The sequence below is a fragment of the Aquitalea sp. LB_tupeE genome, assembly GCF_013391415.1.
Classification (GTDB): domain Bacteria; phylum Pseudomonadota; class Gammaproteobacteria; order Burkholderiales; family Chromobacteriaceae; genus Aquitalea.
Genome location: NZ_JACAXB010000027.1, coordinates 1 through 25270, shown reverse-complemented (window position 1 = coordinate 25270; position 25270 = coordinate 1). Strand labels below are relative to the sequence as shown.

Below are 25270 nucleotides of genomic sequence, written 5' to 3'. Positions count from 1 at the left end.
TTCCCCAACACACCATCGTGGATCTGGATCGTGTTGTTCTCCGGTGTGCTGATCGGTGTCAATGCCATGAGCGTCAAAGCCTTTGGCACGGTCGAATACTGGTTTTCCGCCATCAAGATCTTTGCCATCGTCGGCTTCATCCTGCTGGGTAGCTACGTGGTGTGGGGCAGCGGCAACCCGGCTTATGGCACGCAGAACTTCACCAGTCATGGCGGTTTTTTCCCGCACGGCTGGTGGGGAATGTGGGTGGCGGTGGTGATCTCCATCTTCAGCTATCTGAGCGTGAAAATGATCGCGGTGGCAGCGGGTGAAGCCGAACACCCGGAACAGGCGGTGCGCCACGCCTTTCGCGCCACCATCGTGCGCCTGCTGGTGTTTTACGTCTTGTCGCTGACGCTGATTCTGGCCATCGTGCCCTGGGATGGCCTGGGCAAGGGCAGCAGCCCCCTCGTCACCGTGATGCAGGTGCTGGACATTCCCTATGCGGCGGGCATCCTCAACTTCGTCGTCATTGTGGCGGCACTGTCGGCCATGAACAGCCAGCTCTATATCACCACCCGCATGATGTTCAGCCTGTCACGCGCAGGCGATGCCCCCGCCAGCCTGGGCAAGCTCAATCACAACGGCATTCCGCTCAATGCCCTGCTGCTGTCCACCAGCGGCATTGCCCTGGCTACCTTGCTGTTCGTGCTGTTCCCCGGCCAGGCATTCACCCTGATGATGTCGCTGTCGATGTTTGGCGCACTGTTTACCTGGATGATGATCTTCCTCACCCACTGGTATTTCCGCCGTCATCACCAGCGCCACGGCGCCAAACCGCTGGCTTTCCGCCTGCCCGGCTTTCCGGTTTCCACCCTGCTGGGCCTGGGGCTGATGCTGGCCATTCTGCTGACCACGGCGCTGACCGATGTCTTCCGCCTGACGCTGGCCTTCGGCCTGCCCTTCCTGTTGCTGCTGCTTGTGCTGTACCGCTTTGTGCGGCCGCCACGATCATAAACCAGCGCCAGCATGCAAAAAGCCACCCAGCAGGGTGGCTTTTTTGACTTGAGCGTCAGTAAAACCGCTCAGGCACGCAGGCGGCGCAGCACTTCTTCCTTGCCGATCACCGCCAGTACCGCATCCACCGACGGGGTCTGGGTGGTGCCACACACCAGCACGCGCAGCGGCATGCCCAGCTGGCCCATCTTGATGCCTTCTTCAGCGCAGAAGGGCTTGAACAGCTCATGGATGCTTTCTGCCGTCCAGCTATCCAGCGCTGCCAGCTTGTCGGCAAAGCGGCCCATGCGAGCCACGGCATCGCCAGCCAGGTGCTTTTCAACATCGGCCGCAGCGGCTTCACGCTTCTTGTAGAAGTAATCCACTTCCACTGCCAGCGCGTTCAGGTCTTGCACACGTTCTTTTACCAGTGCGATCACGTCTTCGATGGCCGGACCGCTGCTGGTATCCACACCGGCGGCAGCCAGACGCGGCGCAATCAGCGCAGCCAGACGGCTGTTGTCAGCAGCCTTGATGTGCTGGGCATTCAGCCACAGGAATTTTTCCTGATTGAAACGGCTGGCCGAGGCGCTGACCGCTTCCAGGCTGAACCACTCGACAAACTGCTGCATGTCGAAGAATTCGTCATCGCCATGGCCCCAGCCCAGACGGGCCAGGTAGTTGAGCAGCGCTTCCGGCAGGATGCCCTTGTCAGCGTAGTCCACCACGCTCACCGCGTCGCGGCGCTTGGACATCTTCTGGCCGTCCTCATTCAGGATCATCGGCAGATGGCCATACACCGGCAGCGGCGCATTCAGCGCCTTCAGGATGTTGATCTGGCGCGGGGTGTTGTTGACGTGGTCGTCACCGCGAATCACATGGGTGATCTGCATGTCCCAGTCGTCCACCACCACGCAGAAGTTATAGGTCGGGCTGCCATCCGGGCGGGCGATGATCAGATCGTCCAGCTCGGTATTGGAGAACTCGATACGGCCCTTCACCGCGTCGTCCCAGGCGACGGTGCCGTCCAGCGGGGTGCGGAAGCGGATGACCGGCTGCACGTCGGCCGGAATGGCCGGCAGGGTCTTGCCCTCTTCCGGACGCCAGCGGCGGTCGTAACGCGGCTTTTCACCGTTGGCTTCCTGCTCGGCGCGCATGGCTTCCAGCTCGTCCTTGCTGCAATAGCAGCGGTAAGCATGGCCGGATTCCAGCAGTTGCTGGATGACTTCCTTGTAGCGGTCGAAACGCTGGGTCTGGTAGAACGGACCTTCGTCATAATCCAGGCCTACCCAGTGCATGCCGTCCATGATGGCCTTGACCGACTCCGGCGTGGAGCGTTCAAGGTCGGTGTCCTCGATGCGCAGCACGAAAACGCCGTTGTTCTTGCGGGCATAAGCCCAGGAAAAGAGTGCGGTACGCACGCCACCAATATGCAGATAGCCGGTGGGGCTGGGGGCAAAGCGGGTACGGATCATGATGGAATGAGGTCCAGCCGGATGAAGAAAGGCGCTATTGTACGCCGTCAACAAAACAGCCCGCAAATGCGGGCTCAGATTATTGACCAGACCCTCTCGCTTACCAGATCAGAGAGGGGCCGGGAAACAAATCAGATCAGCGCGCTGACCACCGGCAACACATAGGCAGGCAGCATCTGCGCCATCAGCCAGAACGCCGTACCGGCCAGCATGGCGGCCATGCCGCAGTTGAAGGCACGCAAGCGCCGTGGCGAGGCCAGCCAGCGGCGGATAGCCACGCCACTCCCCGCCCACAGCGCAATGCAAGGCAGGCCCACGGCAAAGGTGATGAGGGCAAACAACAGGCCGGCAGCCAGCGGGTCCATGTGCTTGGGCAAGAACACCACCGCAATATTGAAACCCATCAGCCACACCTTGGGGTTGAGCCAGTTGAACAGCAAGCCGCCACTAAAACCCATCGGCGCCGCCGCGCCATCCGCCTTGTCCACTGCGCCAGCCCGCGCCATGCCCCAGGACAGCCACAACAGGTAACTGCAACCGGCCAGTGCCAGATACAGCTGCACGCTAGTGATCAGCCCTGCCACCTGTCCCAGGAATACCGTCATCAGGCCGATTTGCACAGCCAGTCCCAGCGCCATGCCCAGCAAGGCCGGCAGCGTGCGGCTAAAGCCATAATTGACGCCGGACGAGGCCAACACCAGGTTGTTGGGGCCGGGGGTAATGGACATCACCAACAGATAGGTGACCAGGGCGACAAGATTCATGACAACTCCAGAGCAGTACTGGCGGTGGACAGGCTTGCCGTATTCCGGCTTGTGGCCCGACAGGCAAATCCTGCCACCGCACCATGTTTTTGATGCGGTCATGGTACGTAAAGTGACTGGACAATAACAGATTCAGAAAAATACAATTGAGACCATAACAGTTATGCAATCTCAAAACTGTTATGGTCCACTTTGCCTAAAACTGTGCCGGACAGCCGTCCGCCGCCCAAGGAAACAACCATGAATCAGGAGCCGCTCTACCAGCAGCTGGTCAATGAATGGATCACGCTGATCCAGAACGGCGTGATGCAGGCTGGCGAACGGCTGCCTTCTGTGCGCAAGGCCTGTGATATCCACAAGGTCAGCCCCTCCACCATCCTGCTGGCCTACCGCACACTGGAAGACCGCGGCTTCATCGAAGCCAGGCCGCAGTCCGGCTTTTATGTCAAAGCCGCCGCCAGCCTGCCGCTGCCACGCATGCGCCGCCAGAGCGAGGCTGCGCCTACCGGCGAGGTGGTGGACCATATCGAAGCGGTGATGCGGGTACAAACCTCAGCCGACTTCATCGACCTGTCCCTGGCCAGCCCGCGCGGCAGCGACTTCTACCCCACCACCCGCTTCAAGCACATCATGGGGCGGCTCTTGCGCCAGCAACCGGAACTGACCACCGACTACCCCTTCCCGCCTGGTTCGGCCCGCTTGCGCCGCCAGATTGCCCAGCGCGCCGTCAGTTGGGGCTGCGTGCTGGCACCGGACGATATCGTCATCACCAATGGCTGTTCCGAAGCATTGCAACTGGCCCTGCGCGCCGTATGCAAGCCAGGCGATACGGTGGGGCTGGAATCGCCCACCTATTTTTACCTGCTGCCCTTGCTCAAAAGCCTGGGCCTGTCGGTGATCGAAATCCCCACCCACCCCAATAGCGGGCTGTCGCTGGATGCACTGGAACTGCTGCTGTCCGAACATCGGCTGCAAGCCATCGTGGCCATGCCCACCGTGCATAATCCGCTGGGCAGCACCATGCCGCCGGAAGCCAAGCAAAGGCTGGCCCGGCTGGTGAACGACTACCGCGTTCCGCTGATTGAAGACGCCCCGCATGCCGACCTGCACTACGGCAGCCAGACGCCGGACGCGGTCAAGGCCTTCGATCGCGATGGCTGGGTGCTGCTGTGCTCCAGCTACAGCAAGACCCTGGCACCGGGCTTTCGCATAGGCTGGATTGCTGCTGGGCGCTTTGCCCGCGAAGTGTTGCAACTGAAATGTGCCAGCTCGCTGGGGCAGCCACGGCTGCTGGAAGAAACCCTGGCCGAATATCTGGAAAGTGGCGGTTACGACCACCATTTGCGGCTGATCCGCCGCCACTTCATGAGCCAGATGGAAAGGCTGCGCGGCACGGTGGCCAGCCACTTTCCCCAGGGCACCCGCGCCACCCTGCCCTCCGGCGGCTGCCTGCTGTGGGTGGAACTACCCGCAGGCGTCGATACGCTGGAGCTGTTTCACGCTGCACTGGCCGAGCGCATTACCGTGGTGCCAGGGGTGATGTATTCGGCGCGGGGCCGCTACCGCAACTGCCTGCGCCTGTCCTGTTGCTACCCCTGGAACGAAGCCTATGAACGGGCCCTGGTACGGGTCGGCGAACTGGCCTCCGACATGGGGGCCAACCTGGGAGAAAACGGCTTGGTGACACTGAGGGACTGACCCCTCAGCAAGTCTGATCCTGATCAGAGCCTGTTGCCAGCAGCGTGGCTAAGCTGCCCGTCCCGGTGTCGGACAATTGTCGCTGCGGGATGAATCGACTATGCTCGGAACACTCCGGACGCCATGGCAGCCCGGTTGACACCCCCGAAACACCCCATAGCAGCGAGTGATGACCCCATGTGCCAGCTATTAGGCATGAATTGCAACACCCCTACAGACATCCTGTTTTCCTTTGAAGGCTTCCACCGCCGTGGCGGTCTTACCGACCACCATGCCGATGGCTGGGGCATTGCTTTTTTTGAAGGCAAAGGCTGCCGCATCTTTCTGGATGACAAACCGTCGGTGGAATCCGCCGTCGCCCATCTGGTACGCAATTACCCGATCAAGTCGCAAAACGTCATCGCCCACATCCGCAAGGCCACCCAGGGCGAGGTCAACCTGGCCAATACCCACCCCTTCATGCGCGAGATGTGGGGGCAATACTGGATTTTCGCCCACAATGGCGACCTGAAAACCTTCCAGCCCGAAGCCGGCTGCCACTTCAACCCGGTTGGCACCACCGATTCGGAACGCGCGTTTTGCTACCTTATGGAGCAGCTGCGCAGCAAGTGGTGCAGTGCACCGCAGCTGGATGAGCTGTTTGCCGAAATCGACCGGCTGGCTGGTGAAATCCGCCAGCATGGCGTGCTCAACTTCATGCTGAGCAATGGCGAAGTGCTGTTTGCCCACTGCGCCACCAATCTGCACTACATCATCCGCCAGGCCCCATTCAACAAGGCCCACCTGGTGGACGACGATGTCACCGTGGATTTTTCTACCCTCACCACGCCGTACGACCGCGTGGCCGTGGTGGCTACCCAGCCGCTGACCGACAACGAAAGCTGGACCCAGCTACAGCCCGGCCAGCTGTTGTTGTTTCGTGACGGCGCACCGCTGCTCACCAGCGCTACTTGAAGATAAGAGGCTTGCCCCAACGCTCGGCCGTTTCCAGTGGAAACGGCTTTTTCGTTTGCGGCCCGTCACTTCCGCGTTATGCTGTTTGAAAGGCCACTTCTGCAAGATGGATAAAAATAGCGCCACCGGAGAGACATCATGAGCCGTTTTGACTTCAGCCATCCACCCTTCGACACGCTGACGCCCAGCGAACAGCAAACGCTGGAAAAACATGCCGACATCCAGTTTTTTGCCGAGGAAGAATGCCTGCTCGGCCCCAGCGACAAGGTGGATGCCCTGTATGTGGTACTCAAGGGCAGCGTGCGCGAAATGGCAGGCGACGAAGTCATCACCCTCTACCGCGAACGCGACACCTTCGATGCCCGTGCCATGGTAGCCGGGCAAACCCCACACCGCTTTGTGGTACATGAAGAAGCCCTGCTCTACACCCTGCCGCGCGATGTGGTAATGGCACTGACCGAGCAGAACCCGCGTTTTGGCGCCTACTTTTATGCCAGTGTGTCGGAGAAATTCGGCAGCATGGCGCAGCGTGCCGGCAACCGCGAACTGCAAACCCTGCTCACCGCCACCGTGCGCGATGTGGGCAGCCGCACCCCGGTTTTCGTGGATGGCAGCACCAGCGTGCGCGAAGCCGCGCGGGTGATGAAGGACAAGAAGGTCAAATCGGTACTGGTACGCCATGAAGGCAAGCTGGGCATTTTCACCACCACCGATTTTCGCGACATCGTGCTGAACGAAGTTCCCGGCAGCACGCCTCTGACCACGCTGTGCCGCTTCGAACTGCTGACCGTGGACGTGGGCGACTTCCTGTTCAACGCCCTGCTGATCATGACCCGGCGCAATATCCGCCGCCTGGTGGTCACCGACAATGGTGACGCCATCGGCATCTTGTCGCAGGTGGACATCCTGTCCTACTTCTCCAACCACTCGCACCTGATTGCGCAGCGGCTGGAACGTGCCGACACGCTGGACGAACTGGCGGAAATCGCCGGACAGATCACCCGTCTGGTGCAAATCCTGTTCAGCCATGGCGTAAAAGCACCGCAACTGGGGCGGCTGGTACAAACCCTCAATGCGCGGCTGTTCTCCCGCACCTGGCAGTTATTGGCCCCGGTGGACGTGCAAGACAACAGCTGCCTGCTGGTAATGGGTTCGGAAGGCCGAGGCGAGCAAATCCTCAAGACCGATCAGGACAATGCGCTGATCCTGCGCAACGGCTTCAACCACCCGGAACTGCCCGCCATCTGCGCAGCCTTTTCCGCCGCACTGGCCCGCTTCGGCTACCCGCCCTGCCAGGGCCAGATCATGGTCAACAATGCGGCCTGGCGACTGACCGAAAGCCAGCTGCAACAACAGATTCACCAATGGGTGTACCAGCCGGATGGTGCTGCACTCATGAACCTGGCCATTTATGTGGACGCCGAAGCCGTCGCCGGCGATGCCAGCCTGCTGGAACGCAGCCATGCCTATTTGCTGCAACAGCTACGCGACGATGCCAGCTTTTTCTCGCGTTTTGCCCGCGCCATCGAGCAATTCGACACCCCGCTGGGCCTGTTTTCCCATTTGCTGACCAAAGAGCGTAACGGCAAGGCCATGCTGGACCTGAAAAAAGGCGGCATCTTCCCGCTGGTGCATGGTGTGCGCTCGCTTTCGCTGGAACATGGAATCAGCCAGTGCAACACCTTCGACCGGCTGCACGCCCTGGCCGAAGCCGGACATCTGGACAAGGAACTGGCCATTGAAATTGCCGAATCGCTATCCTTCCTGCTCACCCTCAAGCTGAGCCAGGGTTTGCAGCAGCTGTCGCTGGGCAAACTGCCGGGCAACCAGATTGAACCGGATCAGCTATCCACACTGGAACGCGATCTGCTGAAAGACGCCCTGGCTGTGGTGAAGAAATTCCGCACCCAATTGCGTCATCACTTCCGCCTGGGGAGCTTCTGATGCTGGGCAATCTCAAGCGCCAGTGGCAGCGCCGCATGCTGAAAGACCCGCGCTATGCCAGCCTGTTTGTCGACAACACGCAGGAAGTAGTGAGCGTGGACTGCGAAACCACCAGCCTGAAAGTGCAGGAAGCCGAGCTGTTGTCGATTGGCGCGGTAAAACTGCGCGGCAACCGCATCCTGTCCAGCCAGTCTTTTTATGTGCTGGTCAAACCCACGCGCAAACTGGAAAGCCGCAATATCAGCATTCACGGGCTGCGGCCTATGGATGTGTCGGAAGGGCTGGACGCCGACGACGCGGTACGACAATTGCTGGACTTCATTGGTGGCCGCCCGCTGGTGGGCTATTACCTGGAATACGATGTGGCGGTGCTCAACAAATACGTGCGCGGTATTACCGGCATCAGCCTGCCAAATCGGCAAATCGAAGTCTCCAGCCGCTATTACGACTACAAGTTCAAGCAAAACCCCGGAGCCTATATCGACCTGCGCCTGGCCGAGCTGATTGCCGACCTGCAAGTGCCGGCCTTGCCACGTCACGATGCCCTGAACGACGCCATTACCGCCGGCATGTTGTATCTGGCCTTGCAGCAGCGTGGTTTTGCTTGATAGGCAATCATGCGCGATAAAAATGCAAAAAACCCGGCCGAAGCCGGGTTTTGTCTTGCGCGCCTGCTGTAAACGCAGGCTCAGTAGCCCATTTCCTCGTGCTGGGTTTCTACTTGCTTGCCTGCGCCCAGCGACATCATCAGCAAGGCAATGCGCTCATGCACGATCACGGTATGTGTATTACCGGAAAACTGCATGAAACGACGCAAATCTTCCCGCACCTTACGCGAACCGGTGACATCGATGATGATGTCCACCTGATCGCCCTGCTCGGCAATCTCGATGAAATTGCTGGTTACGGGAACACCGCGCTCGCGCGCCAGCGTGATACCAGGCAGACGCAGATCCAGATCAGCCACACCCACCATCTCAACAAACGGCGCATCCAGCAACTGCCGCAACAAAGGCGTGCCAGTGACACCGGCACCAATCATGCCGATTCGGTATTTTTCCATTTCACCCTCGAAGCCAGGCAGCTAAAATATGCCCTTAGAATAAGAGCGCATACTCTAGCAGCTGACCTCGAACCCGGATTTGAGACAAATCAAACAGCAAGCAGACCAGCAGAAAAACCCTTGCCACCCCCACCGGCCATGCCCGCAGCCAGCAGACTTAATGCAGGCTCTGTCGTGACAGAAAGCGCAGATAGCCCACACCCTCCAGCCAGAATCCACCATCCGCCAGCGGCGTAGCGTCTTCCAGCTCGCCCAGCGTCAGGACCAGGTTCTGGCCATCGACATGCGCTTCCAGCACGATGTCGTCTTCGTCGGCAAATTCTTCCGAAGCGCCGTGTTGATCGGGTTTGATGAACTGGTTGTTGACCTGAATGTAATCAGACTCATTGAGCAAGCGCAGGATGTTCATGGCAACCTCCGTGTGATGCAGTTGAGAGACAAGGTCACAGCCGACAGTCACCTGCAAGATGCAACCGTTTGCCGCCACAGCACTGTCAGGCTGATGCAGCATCAGTACGCATCCTTCATCACAGCCAGCCACGCTCGGCGAACGACACCGCCTGGCTGCCCGTTACCACAAAATGATCCAGCAAACAGCAGTCCACCAAAGCAAGGGTTTGCGTCAGACTGCCGGTCAGCGCCCGGTCTGCCGCCGAAGGTTCCGCCACCCCGGAGGGGTGGTTGTGCGCCACGATCACCGCAGCCGCATTGTGCTGCAGGCAGCGACGCGCCACTTCGCGCGGGTAGACCCTGGTTTCGGTCAAGGTGCCGCTTGCCACCTCCTCTACGGTAATCACGCGGTGCTGTGCAGTGAGAAACAACACCACAAACACTTCAATGTCACGCCGGCCTATCACCCAGCGCAGATAGTCTTTCACTGCATCCGGGCTGCTCAGCGCATCACTCAGGTTCATTTCTTCGGCCAGCGCGCGGCGTGCCAGTTCCTTGCTGGCCATCAACTGGGCGTATTTAGCTGCCCCAAGCCCCGGACAGCGCTCAAACGCGGCCAAATCACAATTCAGCAAGGCGGCCAGCGAGCCAAACTCGGCCAGCAACTGCCTGGCCATATCCACCGCCGTCCTACCCTTGATGCCGGTGCGCAGGAAGATGGCCAGCAACTCGGCGTCGGATAGCGCAGCCGCGCCACGGGCCAGCAGTTTTTCGCGCGGTCGTTCTGCCAAGGGCCAATCATTAATTGACATCAATCATCTTCCTTACTTTGGCTATAGCCTGTTTGCAGGCAGTGAGCAAACATCATATCCATGTCCGGGTACTTCTCAGCGCTGGCCAAGGGCCAGTTGCAAAGCGCTGCGCGACCTTGGCCGATTTCCGCTAAAATGCGCTCTTTATTGCACATTCCTTCAAGACAGCCATGACAGCCCGACGCATCCTGCTAGGTGTGAGCGGCGGTATTGCCGCCTACAAAGCAGCCGAACTCACCCGCCTGCTGGTCAAGGCCGGTCATACGGTGGAGGTGGTGATGACCGAGTCCGCCACCCGTTTTGTCACGCCGGTTACTTTTCAGGCATTGTCAGGCCACGCGGTTTACACCAGCCTGTGGGACCCGCGACCGGACAATGCGATGGCGCATATCGAACTGTCACGCCGGGCCGATGCCTTCCTGATTGCCCCGGCCAGCACCAACCTGTTGTACAAGCTGGCCCACGGGGTGAGCGATGACCTGATTTCCACCCTGGCCGCCGCCCGGACCTGTCCGCTGATCGTCGCCCCGGCGATGAATCGCCAGATGTGGCAAAACCCGCCCACCCAGCGCAATGTCGCTCAGCTTAAGGCGGACGGGGTGGCGGTTTGGGGACCGGACAGCGGTGAACAAGCCTGCGGTGAAGTGGGCGAAGGCCGCATGCTGGAGCCGGAAGCCCTTGCCGAAATGCTGGAAGGCTTTTTTGTCGCCAAAACCCTGACTGGCAAGAAAGTGGTGCTGACCGCAGGCCCCACCTATGAAGCCATCGATACCGTGCGCGGCATCACCAATATCAGCTCCGGGAAAATGGGCTATGCGCTGGCACGCGCCTGCCGCGATGCCGGCGCGGAGGTGACGCTGATTTCCGGCCCCACCGGCATGTCCGCGCCGTTGGGGCTGACCCGCATCAATGTCGACAGTGCACGGGAAATGCACGATAGCGTGATGCAGACCGTCGGCAGCGCAGATATTTTCATCAGCGTGGCCGCCGTGGCTGACTACCGGGTGAAAAACCGCTCGGAACACAAGATCAAGAAAAACGCAGGTCTGCCGGTGATCGAACTGGAAGAAAACCCGGACATTCTGGCCACGGTAGCCAGCCTGCCGGCAGCCCCGTTCTGTGTCGGCTTTGCTGCTGAAAGCCAGAACCTGCTGGAATTTGCCGAGAGCAAACGCAAGAAAAAGCGGCTACCGCTGCTGGTGGCCAATCTGGCGCAACACGCCATGGGTGCGGACAGCAACCAGGTTGTGCTGCTGGACGATGCCGGTGAGCATGCGCTGCCGGACATGCCCAAGCCTGCCGTGGCCCGGGCCATTGTCGAGCATCTGACCCGTCTGCTGCCTCGTTAAGTCGCAATCACAATCCGACCTTGCCCCAAGGCAGGCCGCTACGGCCTGCCTGCCCATTTCATTCGCAGGAATACCATCATGAAACCTGTTGTAGACGTCAAAGTGCTGGACCCGCGCCTGCACGACAACCTGCCCGATTACGCCACGCCCGGCTCTGCCGGCCTGGACCTCAGGGCTGCCATTGACAAGGACTTGCTGATTGCACCGGGTGAAACCCAACTGGTGCCCACCGGCATGGCCATTCACATTGCCGACCCCAAACTGGCGGCCATGATCCTGCCGCGCTCCGGCCTGGGCCACAAGCACGGCATCGTGCTGGGTAATCTGGTGGGGCTGATCGACTCCGACTATCAGGGCCAGCTCTTCGTTTCGGTATGGAACCGGGGGCACACCCCCTTTCACCTGACCCCTCTGGAACGCATTGCCCAGATGATCATCGTGCCGGTGGTGCAGGTGCAGTTCAATCTGGTAGATGACTTCGACCAGTCCGAACGCGGTGAAGGCGGCTTTGGCAGTACCGGTCGCAGTTGATTGACAGAGGGCCGGTCAGTTTCTGAACGGCCCTCTTCATGGCATAAACGGCCATGGATATCTATACTGGGTCAACATTTGTCATGAATGAACCCAAATGCAGCAAATGTTGCCTCACAGGATATGCGCAGCTCCACCACACCGAACATGACATCCGCCCCACCCTTGCCGGATATCCTCGACAGCCTGGTGGCGCTAACCGCACAGCGCGAGCGCCGCACGCTGGAAATCAGCCTGCTCACCACCTTGCGCGAGCTGCTGAAGGATTGCACGGTCGCCTTATACAACTGCCGCTGGATAGACGGCCACCCCTGGTGGCGCATCCAGCTGGATAGCCTGGACGAGCTACCGCAGCAAGCCCAGCCATGGACCCTGCCCGGCGCCAAAATGCTGCGCATCCTGCTGCAACAGGATGAACGGCAGGACGTCTATTCCACCGACACTGGCCTGTGCCTGCCGCTGTACCAGGCCAATCAGGTGGTGGCGGTGCTGATGATTACACCGCATGCCGGGGCCCGGGTGGATCACACCTTGCTGCTGGCGCTGGCCCGTATCCATGAAAACTTCCTCAACCTGCTGCACGCTTCGGACAGTGACACCCTCACCGGCCTGTTCAACCGTCGCAAGTTTGACAACCAGCTGTTTGACCAGGTGGCCCAGCAGCAAGCCAGTACCCCACGACTACCCTATCTGGCCTTGCTGGACATCGACCACTTCAAGCAAGTGAATGATGGCTATGGCCACATCATCGGTGACGAAGTACTGCTGATGCTGGCACAACGCATGCAGCAATTCTTTGGCGAAGATGACGGTCTGTACCGCTATGGTGGCGAGGAATTCGCCATTCTGTTTTGCGCTGTCAGTGACGAAAAAGCCCAGGCCATTCTGGAAGGTTTCTGCACCCGCATTGCCACCCAGCCCTTCCCGCAAGTGGGCCAGGTCACAGTCAGTATCGGCTTTGCCAGACTGGGAAGCTGCATGGTGCCAGCCCAGGTGATAGAACGTGCCGACAAGGCGCTGTACTACTCCAAAACCAATGGCCGCAATCAGGTAAACCAGTTTGAAGCCCTGCAACAACAGGGAATGGTGAGCGAGGCCGAAGTCGCCAGTGGCGACATCGACCTGTTCTGAAGGGCTGGCGGCATTAACGCAGCGAGAATGCCTCGTGGTGAAAGCGTGGCGGAACAGCCCGCCCGGCCAGTTGCTGCTGCAAGCTGCGGCCCAAGCCTTCCGGACCACAAAACCAGACATCACTGGCCGCAGGCAAGGCAGCGGCATTCAGGCGCTGCCCCTTGTCACTCTCCAGCACATGCAAACGAATACCCAGCTGGCGGCATGCTGCGCGAATTTCATCCAGCGCGGCAGCTTCCGCCGCATGACGCACACAGTAATAAAAATCCACTGGCACTGTCAGCGGCCGCCATGCTGCCTGCAACCAGGCCAGAAACGGCGTCACCCCCACGCCACCGGCCACCCACACTTGCGGGCCCTCCAGCGGCTGTCCATCCACGGCACCGGTAAAGCCACCATACGGCCCCTCCACCTCGACAGTCATCCCCACTTGCAGGCGGCCAGCCAGGCTGGCGGTATAGTCGCCCAGCGCCTTGATGACAAAGCGCAGCTCGCCATGCCCCGGCCAGGCCGAAGCAATGGTGAACGGGTGCGCCCCTTCTTTTGCATCGAGGCGCAGCAAGGCAAACTGCCCGGCCTGATGCCCAGGCCAGCGCGGCAGCAGACAACTCACTTCCAGCATATTGCCCGGCAATGAACGCAGGCCGGTAATGCTGCCACCATAACGCTGCAGACTGCCGGTTTTACCTTGCAGTGAGGCCAGCGCGGCAAACACGCCAGCCAGCATGGCGATGGCCAGCCCCCAGCCCAGCGGTGTCCACCAGAAGGCCTGCGGAGTAAGGATGACACTGTGGAACACCCCCATCAGGTAGACCGGGGCAAACAGACGGTGCAATTTGCGCCAGAAGCCGTAGGGCACCATGCGCAGCAAGGCAATGATCACCAGGCCCAGAATCACCCAGGCTGCCCATTCCCCCACCTGCTTGGCCAGACCGGTCCAGGAAAACACATGCGGATGAAACGGCTTGTGGCGCGGAGCAAGCCAGCCCAGTTGCATCAACCAGCGCGGTGACAAATCCAGCAACCAGTGGCCCGCCAGCATCAGGCCAGCCGCAATGCCCAGCCGACGGTGCAGGCGGTACATCTTGTCCAGCCCACCCCACAGCTTTTCCAGCCACAGCGGTCGAATACCCAATAGCATACCCAGCGACATCAGCATGATCAGCTCCACGCCGCTCAGCAGCATCAGCTCATGGCGCCAGGCAAAATAATTGTCCGGCCAGGGAATATACAGCGCGTGACACAGCACAAAGGCCAGTGCGGTCAGCAACATGGCCGCAGCCAGCAGGTAGCTTGTCCAGCGGAATGATTTCACGATATCGCCCCGAAAATAAGATTCAGGACATTTAACTAAGCCGGCTTTGCACAGAGTTGTCGCCTGCCTGCTGAAATGTTGCTGATTGATAATCTGCCCGATTGCCTTAACAAATATTCACAAATCAGCATAAAACCAGCACCGACCCATGCAACGCTATTGACATCCACCCCGGCAGCCCCATTTAATTCCCACCTTTAGCGCGCCGTATACTTTGCAGCGTCTCACTTACCCTCCCCGAACAGGAAAATCTCATGGCCATTACCGTAAACGGCGTCGAAATCACTGAAGCCATGGTGCAAGCAGAACAGGAAAACCACGCAGATGCGCCCAACCCGCGCGATGCCACCATCCAGGAACTGGTACTGCGTGAACTGCTGCTGCAAAAAGCCAAGGCCGAAGGCTTGGACGCTGCCAACCCGAATGCAGCCATTGGTGCCCTGCTGGAAAAGGAAATCCAGGTAGAACCGGTGGACGAAGCTACCTGCCGCGCCTTCTACGACGAATACCCGGAACGTTTCGCCAGCGGCGAATCCGCTGTAGCCAGCCACATCCTGTTCCCGCTGGGTGGCGGCGACGAACTGGGCAATATGCTGGCCAAATCCAAGGCCGAAGGCGTGCTGGCCGAAGTACAAGCCAACCCTTCCCGCTTTGCCGACCTGGCCCGTGAGCACTCCACCTGCCCGTCCGGCCAGCAAGGCGGCAGCCTGGGCCAATTCGGTCGCGGCCAGATGGTGCCGGAATTCGAACAAGCGGTATTCAGCACCGACGCCGGCCAGATCACCCCGAACCTGGTGCAAACCCAGTTCGGCTACCACATCATCCAGGTAAACGAGCGTACCCAAGGAGGTCAGATCAGCTTTGACGACATCAAACAGCGTCTGCAGCAATACCTGACCCAGATGGCCGGCAACAAGGCCATGCACGAATACCTGGCTGGCCTGGTACAAGAGGCCAAGATCGAAGGCTACAGCATGCCGGCACTGTAAGGCAGCCGCCTCACAGCTAGCTGCATGCAGACAAAGCCGGGCTTGCCCGGCTTTGTATTACCCGATAATTAAACAAAAACAGATAACTGTTTCAAACAAAACCCGTAGCACTAACACCGCTTCGGCAACAAAAGGACACACCCATGCACATGTTCTGGTTTTTGATTGTCGGCATTGTGGCCGGATGGCTGGCAGGCTTGCTGATCAAGGGAGAAGGCTTCGGACTGCTGGGCGACATGCTGATCGGCATCATCGGCGCCTACATCGGCGGCTATCTGTTTGGTGTGCTGGGACTGAGCGTCCACGGCATGCTGGGCCACATCATCATGGCCACTGCCGGAGCCAGCGTACTTTTGCTGGTGGTACGCCTGATCAAGCGAATATAAAGCCATCAGCGGGCCAGCCGACTGCCGGCCCGCCAAACAGCATCAGCCACGCGGTGGCTGGTTCAGCCCGGCTTGCACCGCCGGACGCGCCAGGAAGGCTTCCAGCACGCGCTGCACTTCGACAAAATCGGCATAGCCTACCAGCTCGCCCGCGCCATAAAACTGCACCAGATTACGCACCCACGGCAGGATGGCCATGTCGGCAATGGTGTAGTCATCACCCATGATCCAGTTACGCCCTTTCAGGCGGGCATCCAGCACGCCAAGCAGGCGGCGCGACTCCGCCACATAGCGATCGCGCGGGCGCTTGTCCTCGATATCCTTGCCGGCAAACTTGTGGAAGAAACCCAGCTGGCCAAACATCGGGCCAATCCCACCCATCTGGAACATCAGCCACTGGATGGTTTCATAGCGCAGTCCCGCGTCAGCGGGCAGGAAGCGACCGGTTTTTTCCGCCAGATACAGCAAGATGGCACCGGATTCGAACAAGGCCAGCGGTTTGTCACCCGGCCCGTTGGGGTCGAGGATGGCCGGAATCTTGTTATTCGGATTAAGTGACAGGAATTCCGGACTGAACTGGTCGTTGCTGTCGAAACTCACAAGATGCGCCTCATACGGCAGGCCGCACTCCTCCAGCATGATGGACACCTTCACCCCATTGGGCGTGGGCAGCGAATACAGTTGCAGACGGTCCGGATGATGGGCCGGCCACTTGCCGGTGATGGCGAAAGAGGACAAATCAGTCATGAGTGTGCCTTGGTAAAAGCCAGCCGGGCTAACCGGACAGCTGCAAAGGGAAACATACCTTCTTGCATGGTATGGGCAAAATGGAGCAGCTCAAGAACAATCGGCAGAACGCAGTGTTTTGCTGGCTGATCAAACGCCCATCAACTGCGCCAGCACCCAGGCCGCCGCCCGTCCCGGCTGGCGTGCTTGCGACCATACCAGATCCACCTGCACCGCCTTGGGCCAACCGGCCACTTTCAGTTCGGCCAGCTCATCCCCGCCAAAGTTGACGGCAAGCCAGCTGGGCAGCTCGGACCAGCCAAAGCCCAGCCGCGTCATTTCCAGTAACAACAAATAACTGGGGGCAGACCAGCAACGCGCACTGAGCGTGGCGCTGGGCGGGCCGTAATAGGTATTGAGCCGCAGCTCGCGCTCGGCAGCCAGTTGCTCGCGACTCACACTGGGCAGACCCGCCAATGGATGATGACTGCTGACATACAAGCTGCTCTGGCTGGCATCCGGCATCGGGTAATAACCGATATCTGCCGGATAGCGCGCCAACCCGGAAACAAAGCCCAGCTGGGCACGGCCGCTTTCCACCAGGTCGATCACGTCCTCTTTTTCGGCGACCAGCGTTTCCAGCTCCAGCGCCGGGAATTGCTGCTCGAACAAACGCAGCATCTGCTCCAGTGATTCGGACTGAAAGGTGTCGGACAACACAATGGTGAGCCGCGGCTCCAGCCCGCCCGCCAATAGCCCGGCCACCCGGCTCAGGGCATCGCCTGCTTCCAGCAACTGGCGAGCATGGCTGAGCAATTGCTGCCCGGCTGCGGTGAGTACCGGCTGCCGCCCGCTGCGCTCGAACAGGCTGACGCCCAGGTCGATTTCCAGGTTGGCAATGGCCTCGCTGATGGTGGACTGGCTCTTGCCCAGGCGGCGTGCGGCAGCAGAAAACGAACCCAGCTCTGCCGCAGCACTGAAAGCAGCGATGGCATCTAGCGACCAGGACATATCGGATTCTCCGATGGATTTTATTTTTTAACTATCCGACAAACCAATCACAATGTCACCCGAATCACCCGATACCACCACCGAAAAGGACAGCACCATGTCTGCCAGCCACAACAAACACCTGAGCGAACGCATCTTGCATGCCGTGTTGTACGAAGTCTGCGCCATGGTGATGCTGGTGCCGCTGGCCGCCCTGCTGACCGGCAGCGGTATGGGGCAGATGGGTGTGCTGGCGCTGATGATGTCCTGCGTGGCCATGCTGTTCAACATGCTGTTCAACGCGCTGTTCGAGCGCGCGGAACGACACTGGGGCCTCAAGCGCACAGTGTGGGTACGTAGCGCACATGCCGTGCTGTTTGAAGGCGGGCTGGTGGTGATGCTGGTGCCACTGGCCGCATGGTGGCTGCAGGTGTCGCTATGGCAGGCCCTGTTGCTGGACCTGGGCTTTTTCGCTTTCTTCCTGCCTTACACCTATGTCTTCAACCTGGCCTATGACCGGCTACGTCAGCGTGTCAGGCAGGGCAGGCAAACTGTCGCCACACAAAGCAAATAAACCAAGGGAGACCGAGATGAACAACGCCTGGATTTTCCTGAGCATTGCCATTGTGGCTGAAGTGGTGGCCACCTCATCCATGAAACTGACCGAAGGCTTTACCCGCCTTGGCCCGTCGCTGCTGACCGCCGCCGGTTACATGCTGTCGCTGTACATGCTGTCGCTGACCTTGCGTCACGTGCCGGTGGGGGTGGTGTATGCCATCTGGTCTGGCGCGGGCATCGTACTGGTATCTGTCGTGGCCTGGCAGCTGTACGGCCAGAAGCTGGACCTGCCTGCCATCATCGGTATGGCCATGATTATTGGCGGGGTGCTGGTGCTGAACCTATTTTCCCGCTCGGCCGTCCATTAAGCACGATTAAGAAAAACAGATGCAGCGCGATGCTGTTTTGCTGAGCGCGTTGTGTATGGATACGCACCGGGCTGCGACAGGCAGCCCATCTGCTCAGATCGGCGAGCCTGGCGACGGCCCCTGCGCCATGCCCACCATGCCGCCACACAGCTGATTACGCCCGCCATGCTTGGCCTGATACAGGAAGTTGTCCGCTTGTTTGAGCAAGGTGTTCAGATCGCCCTCCTCCATGGCCGCCATGCCGATACTGACGGTAAAGCGCAAATCACCTTGCGGGGTGGTAACGGCCAGATTGCCCAGCGCCCGGCGCAATTTGTCCAGCTGTGCCAGCATGACCGGCACATTGACTTGCTGACAGAGAATGACAAATTCTTCGCCCCCGAAACGGGCAATGATGTCGTCCGGAAAAAACGACTCCAGCAAGCGCGCCGTCTGGCAGATCACCCGGTCGCCCACATCATGGCCATAGCTGTCGTTGATACGCTTGAACAAGTCGATGTCCAGTACCGCCACGCCAATGTGCTGACGCAGGCTGTTGGCCTGTTCAAAAAAGTGTCGCCGGTTGGACAGACCGGACAGGTGATCCTTGTTGGCGGACTCCTGCAGCGCTTGCAGGTTTTCCACGAATTCCACATTGCGCGTGACGCGGCAGAAGAATTCTTCGTAATTGAAGGGCTTTTGCAGATAGTCATCGGCCCCGGCCTTGATGAAGCGGGCGGTCATGGTGGGGTCCTGGCTGCCGGAAATACCGATGATGGCCAAGCGGGTATGGTCCATAAAGCGCCGCACCGTGCTGGTCATGCGCACCCCGTCCATGCCCGGCATGTCGTGGTCGGTCAGAATCAGCCGGATATCACTTTCCCGGCGCAACAGCGCCAGTGCCTGTTCCGCGTCCACCGCTTCCAGCACCTGATACAGATGACGCTCCAGCTGCATGCGCAAGAACTGCCGCACCGCCTGCGAATCGTCCACCACCAGTACCTTGATGCCGGGATTCAGACGAATGCGCCGCAGCATCTTCATCACGTATTCAAAAGCAGAAGGACTTTCCTTGGGAATGTAGTCCACCACCGGCATGCACAGTACACGCTCACGTGTTTGGGTATCGCTGTTGGCGGTCAGCACCACAGTGGGAATGCGGTTTTCCAGCAACAAGGGCAATACCTCGCCATTGGGGGCATCCGGCAAGCAGTAATCCGCCACCGCAGCCATGAAACGTGAATCCTCAGCCAGCGCCTGGCGCACTTCGGCCAGGCTGGTGACCGGCACGGCGGTAAAGCCCTGCTTGTTGACCAGACGGCACAGTGGGCGGATCAGCATCAGGCTGTCTTCAATCACAAGAATCCGGGGCGCAACGCTACTCATAATGAATTACTGTCTATCAAGAAAGTTGTCTGCATTATTGACGAAGCCAGCCTTTATGTCAGTAACGCTTGGATTAAACCGACAAGCAGGCGTCAGCGAGGAGTGCCTCGGAGAACACCGCAAAAAAGGGTATAATCGACCCATTTTTTCAGCATAAGACGCACCATTCACCACCATGGAACTTGCCAAGAGCTTTGAACCGGGCGATATCGAACGCCGCTGGTACCAACAATGGGAACAAGCCGGCTACTTCAAGCCGAGCATGGACACCACCAAGCCGTCCTTCGCCATCCAGCTGCCGCCGCCTAACGTCACCGGCACCCTGCACATGGGCCACGCCTTCAACCAGACCATCATGGATGGCCTGACGCGCTACTACCGCATGAAGGGCGACAACACGGTATGGATTCCCGGCACCGACCACGCCGGTATCGCCACCCAGATCGTGGTGGAACGCCAACTGGCCGAGCAAGGCATCAACCGCCACGACATGGGCCGCGAAGCCTTTACCGCCAAAGTGTGGGAATGGAAAGAAAAATCCGGCGGCACCATCACCAGCCAGATGCGCCGTGTGGGCTGCTCGGTGGACTGGAGCCGTGAATACTTCACCATGGACGACGTGCGCGCCGAGGTGGTGACCGAAGTGTTCGTGCGCCTGTTCGAACAAGGCCTGATCTACCGTGGCAAGCGTCTGTCCAACTGGGACGCCAAACTGGGCACCGCCATCTCCGACCTCGAAGTCATTTCCGAGGAAGAAGACGGCCACATGTGGCATATCAAATACCCGGTGGTGGGGAGCGACGAGTTTGTCACCGTTGCCACCACCCGCCCGGAAACCCTGCTGGGCGACGTGGCCGTGGCCATCAACCCGGAAGACGAACGCTACCAGCACCTGCTGGGCAAACAGCTGGAACTGCCGCTGACCGGCCGCACCATTCCGGTGATTGCCGACAGCTATGTGGACAAGGAATTCGGCACCGGCTTCGTCAAGATCACCCCGGCGCACGACTTCAACGACTACGAAGTGGGCAAGCGCCACAACACCCAGCTCATCAATGTGATGAGCCTGGACGCCACCATTCTGGCCAAGGCGCAAATCTTCGGCTTTGACGGCAGCGCCCAGGGCAGCATCGAACTGCCAGCCGCCTACGCCGGCCTGAGCACCCAAGACGCCCGCAAGGCCATGCTGGCCGACCTGCAAACCCAGGGCCTGCTGCTGGACACCAAACCGCACAAGCTGATGGTGCCGCGCGGCGACCGTACCGGCACCGTCATCGAACCCTTGCTGACCGACCAGTGGTTCGTGGCCATGAGCAAGGTGGGCGAAGGCGACGCTACCGGCCAGTCCATCGCCCAGAAAGCCATCGAAGCCGTGGAATCCGGCGAAGTGCGCTTCATCCCGGAAAACTGGGTCAACACCTACAACCAGTGGATGAAGAACATCCAGGACTGGTGTATCAGCCGCCAGCTGTGGTGGGGCCACCAGATTCCGGCCTGGTACGACGAAGACGGCAACATCGTGGTTGCCCGCAGCGAAGCCGAAGCCCAGGCCAAGGCCCCGGGCAAGACGCTGCGCCGTGAACAGGACGTGCTGGACACCTGGTTCTCCTCCGCCCTGGTGCCCTTCTCCACCCTGGGCTGGCCGGAAGAAACGCCGGAACTGAACGCCTTTGTCACCTCCAATGTGCTGGTGACCGGTTATGAAATCATCTTCTTCTGGGTTGCCCGGATGATCATGATGACCAAGCACTTCACCGGCAAGGTGCCGTTCCGCGACGTGTACATCCACGGCATGGTGCGCGACCACGAAGGCAAAAAGATGTCCAAGTCCGAGGGCAATGTGATTGACCCGGTGGACCTGATCGACGGCATCGCGCTGGAACCGCTGGTGGAAAAACGCACCACCGGCCTGCGTCGCCCGGAAAAGGCGCCGGCCATTGCCAAGGCCACCGAAAAGCTGTTCCCGGAAGGCATTCCGGCCTATGGTACCGACGCCCTGCGTTTCACCATGGCCAGCTACGCCACCCTGGGCCGCAGCGTCAACTTCGACTTCAAGCGCGCCGAAGGCTACCGCAACTTCTGCAACAAGCTGTGGAACGCCACCCGCTTCGTGATGATGAACGTGGAAGGCAAGGACTGCGGTCAGGATGAAAGCCTGCCGCTGGAATTCAGCTTTGTCGACCAGTGGATCATCGGCCGCCTGCAACAGGCCGAAGCCGACGTCACCAATGCGCTGGAAACCTACCGCTTCGACCTGGCCGCCCAGGTGATTTACGAGTTCATCTGGAACGAGTACTGCGACTGGTATGTGGAACTGGCCAAGGTACAGCTGCAAAACGGCAATGAAGCCCAGCAACGCGCCACCCGCCGCACCATCGTGCGCGTGCTAGAAGTCGCCCTGCGCCTGACCCACCCGCTGATGCCCTTCATCACCGAAGAGCTGTGGCAGACGGTCGCCCCGCTGGCCAATGCCAAGAAGACCGACTCCATCATGCTGGCGCAATGGCCGGTAGCCGTGCCGGAGAAGATCAATGCCGAGGCCAATGCCCGCATGGATGCCTTTAAGGACATGGTGAACGCGGTGCGCAACCTGCGTGGTGAAATGGGCATCGGCCCGGCGGTGAAAGCCCCGCTGTTCATTGAAACCAGCGATGCTTCGGTAGCGGATTTCATTCCCTATCTGAAGTTGCTGGCTCGTTTGACCGAAGGCAGTATCGTCGCCACCCTGCCGGCTGACGACGCGCCGGTGGCCATGTCCGGCAACGCCCGCCTGATGCTGAAGGTGGAAGTGGACAAGGCCGCCGAAACCGCCCGCCTCACCAAGGAACTGGGCAAGCTGGACGCCGAACTGGCCAAGCTGACCGCCAAGCTGGAAAAGCCGGGCTATGTAGACAAGGCCCCGGCGCATCTGGTGGAGCGCGACAAGGCGCAACTGGCCGAGCTGAACGACAAGATGGACAAGGTGAAAGTGCAGCTGGCCAAGCTGGCCTGATTACCTCTCACCCACACAAAAGCCCACCATCTGGTGGGCTTTTTTTATGCCACGCTACCGCAGCAAGGACAATGAAATGGCGCATCCGCCAGCGCGGCCCACTTGTCAATCAAGCTACAAACTGTATTTACCCATTTAAACAAATAACAGAAAAACTGCGCAATCCGGGCATTCTTTTGCAATCTTTCCTATGCTGGAAAAATGCTGCAATACAAAAAATCAAATCAGCCAATGCAGCATTGCACTGTTTTATTTAGCCAGGGGCTCCTAACAAAACTACACATCATCACGTCTTCACTAAGCCGCCCTGATAAAAAAATGATTGGCATGAACAGCGCGCATTCAGCCCGATAAAGGCATTGCACAACCCGAATCAAGCATCACCACCCCGGACTTTAGCGAGAGAGCCATGTTCCAGATCGTTGCCAAAGCCATGCGGCGCATGCGTTACCCCAGCCGCTTTGCCATCATTGGTGCCGTATTTGCCATTGCGCTGATTTACCTGACTTACGGGCTGTACCGCAGCAATCAGGACAATGCCGACTTCTCCAGCAAGGAACTGATAGGCACGCAATACCTGAAACCCACCATGGCCTTGCTGACGCAAATCCAGCAGCAACGGGTATTGGCAGAGAAGGGGCAAGCACGCGCGGCGAATCTGGAGCAGGCCTGGGCAGCGGTGCATGCCGTGCAAACCGGCATTGGCGCGCAACTGGCAGTGGACAGCAGCTGGAATGGTTTGAATGCCGCCTGGCAGGCCGTCAAAACCAGCCCCAGCACCGACAACCTGGACAAGCTGAGTGACAGCCTGAATCAACATATCGGCCGGGTGAGCGATCAATCCAACCTGACGCTGGACCCGGATATCGACACTTACTATCTGATGGACACGCTCACCGTCAAATGGCCCAACTGGCTGATTCGCGCCACCCGTGGCAATGCCCTGCTGGAACGGGCCGGCAGCCAGCCGCTTGGCGCCAAGGACCACGATGTTGCCGTGGAACTGCGCATCCTGCTGGATGACGCACTCTCCGGCATGCAAGACGACCTAGCCAAAGCCATCGCCTACAACCCCGGCCTGAAAACCGTACTGGCCAGCGGGCAGGAACAACTGCTTACCCAGGCCAAAGCCAATGGCGTGCAACTGGACAAAGCCCTGAGCGGTGCCACCGTACAAACCGGCGGCCTGCAAGACGGCACCATACAGCACGTACAGGCGCTGCAGCAGGTCGCGCTGGATCAGCTGGAATCCTTGCTGCATGTGCGGCTGGGGCACATTTTGCTCCAGCGCAACATCTACATGGCCTGCGCCTTGTTCACCCTGCTGCTGTCCGCCTACCTGTTTGTCACCCTGTACATGTCCATCACCATGCAATTGGGCGGCGACCCGTTCTACGTACAAAAAGTGGTGCAACAAATTGCCAGCGGCAGGCTGGATACCGACATCCACTTGCGTGATGAAGCAGCAGACAGCCTGCTGGCCGAGATACGCACCATGCGCAACAAACTGCACGAAACAGTCAGCAGCCTGATTGCCACCTCGCACCAGCTGGATGAAACAGCCAGCGAAGTGGCCAGCAGTGCGCGCAATTTGTCAGTGGGAAGTGAAAAACAGCACGACGCAGCCTCGGACATGGCCGCGGCGGTAGAACAACTGAGCACCAGCCTGTCGGTGAGCGCCGAACGCTCGGCACAGGCAGACCTGCTCACCCGCAATGCAGTCAGCCAGTCCTTCACCGGGGTGGAAGTGATAGGCGATGCCGGCCACAGCATGAGCAGCATTGTTTCCTCCATCAATGAAGTGGCCGGCACCATCGACAAGCTCACCCGTCAGTCCGAATCCATTGTGACCATTGTGGATGTGATTCACGAAGTGGCCGACCAAACCAATCTGCTGGCCCTGAACGCCGCCATTGAAGCCGCCCGCGCTGGCGAGGCCGGGCGTGGCTTTGCCGTGGTGGCGGACGAGGTTCGCAAACTGGCGGAACGCACCGCCCACTCCACCACCGAAATCACCAGCATCGTGCAGGAAATCCAGGGCACAACCCTGCATGTGGCTGGGCATATGAGCCATAGCCGTGGTTCGGTGGAAAGCGGACAAAACAAAGCCGTGGAAGCGCATGAAGTCATGGATGCCATCCGCACCCAGATTGACCAGGCCTGCGTGGCCGTGGCCGATATCCGCGCCCGCCTGAGCGAACAAAGCCAGACCAGCCAGGACATCGCGCGGAATGTGGAGCAAGTGGCACGCATGTCGGAAGAAAACAGCCGGGTGGTGCAAAGCTCCAGCGAAACCGTCCACCGCTTGAAAACCCTGTCATCGCAATTGACGCAACTGGCCGGGAAGTTTTCGGTGTAGCGGGTTTACGCAATGGCAAGCCACGCCAGGCTTGTCACGGACAAGTGGTAAAAGCCCACCGGATGGTGGGCTTTTTGTGTGCGGCATGTTCAAGTGTACGAGTACATGGCTGACACTTTCCGCGCCATTCCTTTAG

The 25270-nt window shown here is 59.5% G+C and carries 24 protein-coding genes; 15 read left to right on the top strand and 9 right to left on the bottom strand.

Annotation, left to right across the window (positions count from 1 at the left end):
* Nucleotides 1-996: amino acid permease (locus tag HWX34_RS14190; RefSeq protein ID WP_178972858.1), on the top strand; the 996-nt coding region annotated here is incomplete at its 5' end.
* Between the two features lie 68 nt (nucleotides 997-1064).
* Here the strand turns inward: HWX34_RS14190 and gltX are convergent.
* Complete coding sequence (gene gltX / locus HWX34_RS14185) at nucleotides 1065-2453, bottom strand: glutamate--tRNA ligase (protein ID WP_178972859.1); 1389 nt, start codon at nucleotides 2451-2453, stop codon at nucleotides 1065-1067.
* A 128-nt stretch (nucleotides 2454-2581) separates the two neighbouring features.
* Nucleotides 2582-3214: a LysE family translocator gene (locus HWX34_RS14180; protein WP_178972857.1), complete on the bottom strand. Its 633-nt coding sequence runs from the start codon at nucleotides 3212-3214 to the stop codon at nucleotides 2582-2584.
* A 240-nt stretch (nucleotides 3215-3454) separates the two neighbouring features.
* Here HWX34_RS14180 and HWX34_RS14175 point away from each other — a divergent pair, with 240 nt between their 5' ends.
* The 4 genes from HWX34_RS14175 to HWX34_RS14160 all read left to right on the top strand — a co-directional run bounded on the left by HWX34_RS14175 (nucleotide 3455) and on the right by HWX34_RS14160 (nucleotide 8418).
* Nucleotides 3455-4912, top strand: coding sequence for a PLP-dependent aminotransferase family protein (locus HWX34_RS14175; RefSeq protein ID WP_178972856.1), 1458 nt, complete (start codon nucleotides 3455-3457; stop codon nucleotides 4910-4912).
* Nucleotides 4913-5089: 177 nt separating this feature from the next.
* Nucleotides 5090-5866 carry a class II glutamine amidotransferase gene (locus HWX34_RS14170; protein ID WP_178972855.1) on the top strand — a complete coding sequence of 259 codons (777 nt, stop codon included), beginning with the start codon at nucleotides 5090-5092 and terminating at the stop codon, nucleotides 5864-5866.
* Between the two features lie 138 nt (nucleotides 5867-6004).
* Nucleotides 6005-7810 (top strand): putative nucleotidyltransferase substrate binding domain-containing protein, encoded by a 1806-nt coding sequence (locus HWX34_RS14165; protein WP_178972854.1) that lies wholly within the window; start codon nucleotides 6005-6007, stop codon nucleotides 7808-7810.
* A complete protein-coding gene (locus HWX34_RS14160; protein WP_178972853.1) occupies nucleotides 7810-8418 on the top strand; it encodes a 3'-5' exonuclease in 609 nt (202 codons plus the stop codon). Before HWX34_RS14165 ends, HWX34_RS14160 begins: the two co-directional genes overlap by 1 nt.
* 80 nt (nucleotides 8419-8498) lie before the next feature.
* Here the strand turns inward: HWX34_RS14160 and HWX34_RS14155 are convergent, their stop codons facing one another.
* The 3 genes from HWX34_RS14155 to radC all read right to left on the bottom strand — a co-directional run bounded on the left by HWX34_RS14155 (nucleotide 8499) and on the right by radC (nucleotide 10075).
* Nucleotides 8499-8873 (bottom strand): oxidoreductase, encoded by a 375-nt coding sequence (locus tag HWX34_RS14155; protein ID WP_178972852.1) that lies wholly within the window; start codon nucleotides 8871-8873, stop codon nucleotides 8499-8501.
* Nucleotides 8874-9030: 157 nt separating this feature from the next.
* The gene (locus HWX34_RS14150; protein ID WP_178972851.1) at nucleotides 9031-9282 is read right to left on the bottom strand and encodes a hypothetical protein; all 252 of its coding nucleotides are present in this window, start codon (nucleotides 9280-9282) and stop codon (nucleotides 9031-9033) included.
* Between the two features lie 118 nt (nucleotides 9283-9400).
* The gene (gene radC, locus HWX34_RS14145) at nucleotides 9401-10075 is read right to left on the bottom strand and encodes a DNA repair protein RadC (protein ID WP_178972850.1); all 675 of its coding nucleotides are present in this window, start codon (nucleotides 10073-10075) and stop codon (nucleotides 9401-9403) included.
* Nucleotides 10076-10245: 170 nt separating this feature from the next.
* On the opposite strand from radC, the gene coaBC reads away from it, so the two are divergent.
* The 3 genes from coaBC to HWX34_RS14130 all read left to right on the top strand — a co-directional run bounded on the left by coaBC (nucleotide 10246) and on the right by HWX34_RS14130 (nucleotide 13086).
* Nucleotides 10246-11424 (top strand): bifunctional phosphopantothenoylcysteine decarboxylase/phosphopantothenate--cysteine ligase CoaBC, encoded by a 1179-nt coding sequence (gene coaBC / locus HWX34_RS14140; protein WP_178972849.1) that lies wholly within the window; start codon nucleotides 10246-10248, stop codon nucleotides 11422-11424.
* Between the two features lie 78 nt (nucleotides 11425-11502).
* Nucleotides 11503-11955 carry a dUTP diphosphatase gene (dut, locus tag HWX34_RS14135; RefSeq protein WP_178972848.1) on the top strand — a complete coding sequence of 151 codons (453 nt, stop codon included), beginning with the start codon at nucleotides 11503-11505 and terminating at the stop codon, nucleotides 11953-11955.
* Nucleotides 11956-12102: 147 nt separating this feature from the next.
* Nucleotides 12103-13086: a diguanylate cyclase domain-containing protein gene (locus HWX34_RS14130; protein WP_178972847.1), complete on the top strand. Its 984-nt coding sequence runs from the start codon at nucleotides 12103-12105 to the stop codon at nucleotides 13084-13086.
* Nucleotides 13087-13099: 13 nt separating this feature from the next.
* On the opposite strand, the gene HWX34_RS14125 is transcribed toward HWX34_RS14130, so the two are convergent.
* Nucleotides 13100-14401 carry a ferric reductase-like transmembrane domain-containing protein gene (locus HWX34_RS14125; RefSeq protein WP_178972846.1) on the bottom strand — a complete coding sequence of 434 codons (1302 nt, stop codon included), beginning with the start codon at nucleotides 14399-14401 and terminating at the stop codon, nucleotides 13100-13102.
* Between the two features lie 254 nt (nucleotides 14402-14655).
* Here HWX34_RS14125 and HWX34_RS14120 point away from each other — a divergent pair, with 254 nt between their 5' ends.
* Nucleotides 14656-15390, top strand: coding sequence for a peptidylprolyl isomerase (locus HWX34_RS14120; protein ID WP_178972845.1), 735 nt, complete (start codon nucleotides 14656-14658; stop codon nucleotides 15388-15390).
* 149 nt (nucleotides 15391-15539) lie between these two features.
* Nucleotides 15540-15776: a GlsB/YeaQ/YmgE family stress response membrane protein gene (locus HWX34_RS14115; RefSeq protein ID WP_178972844.1), complete on the top strand. Its 237-nt coding sequence runs from the start codon at nucleotides 15540-15542 to the stop codon at nucleotides 15774-15776.
* 42 nt (nucleotides 15777-15818) lie between these two features.
* On the opposite strand, the gene HWX34_RS14110 is transcribed toward HWX34_RS14115, so the two are convergent.
* Both HWX34_RS14110 and HWX34_RS14105 read right to left on the bottom strand, forming a co-directional pair.
* Nucleotides 15819-16523, bottom strand: a complete 705-nt coding sequence (locus HWX34_RS14110; protein WP_178972843.1) for a glutathione S-transferase N-terminal domain-containing protein — start codon at nucleotides 16521-16523, stop codon at nucleotides 15819-15821.
* A 129-nt stretch (nucleotides 16524-16652) separates the two neighbouring features.
* The gene (locus tag HWX34_RS14105; RefSeq protein WP_178972842.1) at nucleotides 16653-17513 is read right to left on the bottom strand and encodes a LysR family transcriptional regulator; all 861 of its coding nucleotides are present in this window, start codon (nucleotides 17511-17513) and stop codon (nucleotides 16653-16655) included.
* 97 nt (nucleotides 17514-17610) lie between these two features.
* On the opposite strand from HWX34_RS14105, the gene HWX34_RS14100 reads away from it, so the two are divergent.
* Both HWX34_RS14100 and HWX34_RS14095 read left to right on the top strand, forming a co-directional pair.
* Nucleotides 17611-18066, top strand: a complete 456-nt coding sequence (locus tag HWX34_RS14100; protein ID WP_178972841.1) for a multidrug/biocide efflux PACE transporter — start codon at nucleotides 17611-17613, stop codon at nucleotides 18064-18066.
* A 16-nt stretch (nucleotides 18067-18082) separates the two neighbouring features.
* On the top strand, nucleotides 18083-18418 hold the full coding sequence (locus HWX34_RS14095; RefSeq protein WP_178972840.1) for an SMR family transporter: 336 nt from the start codon (nucleotides 18083-18085) through the stop codon (nucleotides 18416-18418).
* Between the two features lie 93 nt (nucleotides 18419-18511).
* On the opposite strand, the gene HWX34_RS14090 is transcribed toward HWX34_RS14095, so the two are convergent.
* Nucleotides 18512-19783: a diguanylate cyclase gene (locus tag HWX34_RS14090; RefSeq protein WP_178972839.1), complete on the bottom strand. Its 1272-nt coding sequence runs from the start codon at nucleotides 19781-19783 to the stop codon at nucleotides 18512-18514.
* Between the two features lie 175 nt (nucleotides 19784-19958).
* Between HWX34_RS14090 and HWX34_RS14085 the strand changes: the two genes are divergently transcribed.
* The 3 genes from HWX34_RS14085 to HWX34_RS14075 all read left to right on the top strand — a co-directional run bounded on the left by HWX34_RS14085 (nucleotide 19959) and on the right by HWX34_RS14075 (nucleotide 25134).
* Complete coding sequence (locus HWX34_RS14085; protein WP_178972838.1) at nucleotides 19959-22775, top strand: valine--tRNA ligase; 2817 nt, start codon at nucleotides 19959-19961, stop codon at nucleotides 22773-22775.
* A 71-nt stretch (nucleotides 22776-22846) separates the two neighbouring features.
* Nucleotides 22847-23032, top strand: a complete 186-nt coding sequence (locus HWX34_RS14080) for a hypothetical protein (RefSeq protein ID WP_178972837.1) — start codon at nucleotides 22847-22849, stop codon at nucleotides 23030-23032.
* Between the two features lie 152 nt (nucleotides 23033-23184).
* Complete coding sequence (locus HWX34_RS14075) at nucleotides 23185-25134, top strand: methyl-accepting chemotaxis protein (RefSeq protein ID WP_178972836.1); 1950 nt, start codon at nucleotides 23185-23187, stop codon at nucleotides 25132-25134.
* Nucleotides 25135-25270 lie beyond the last annotated feature (136 nt).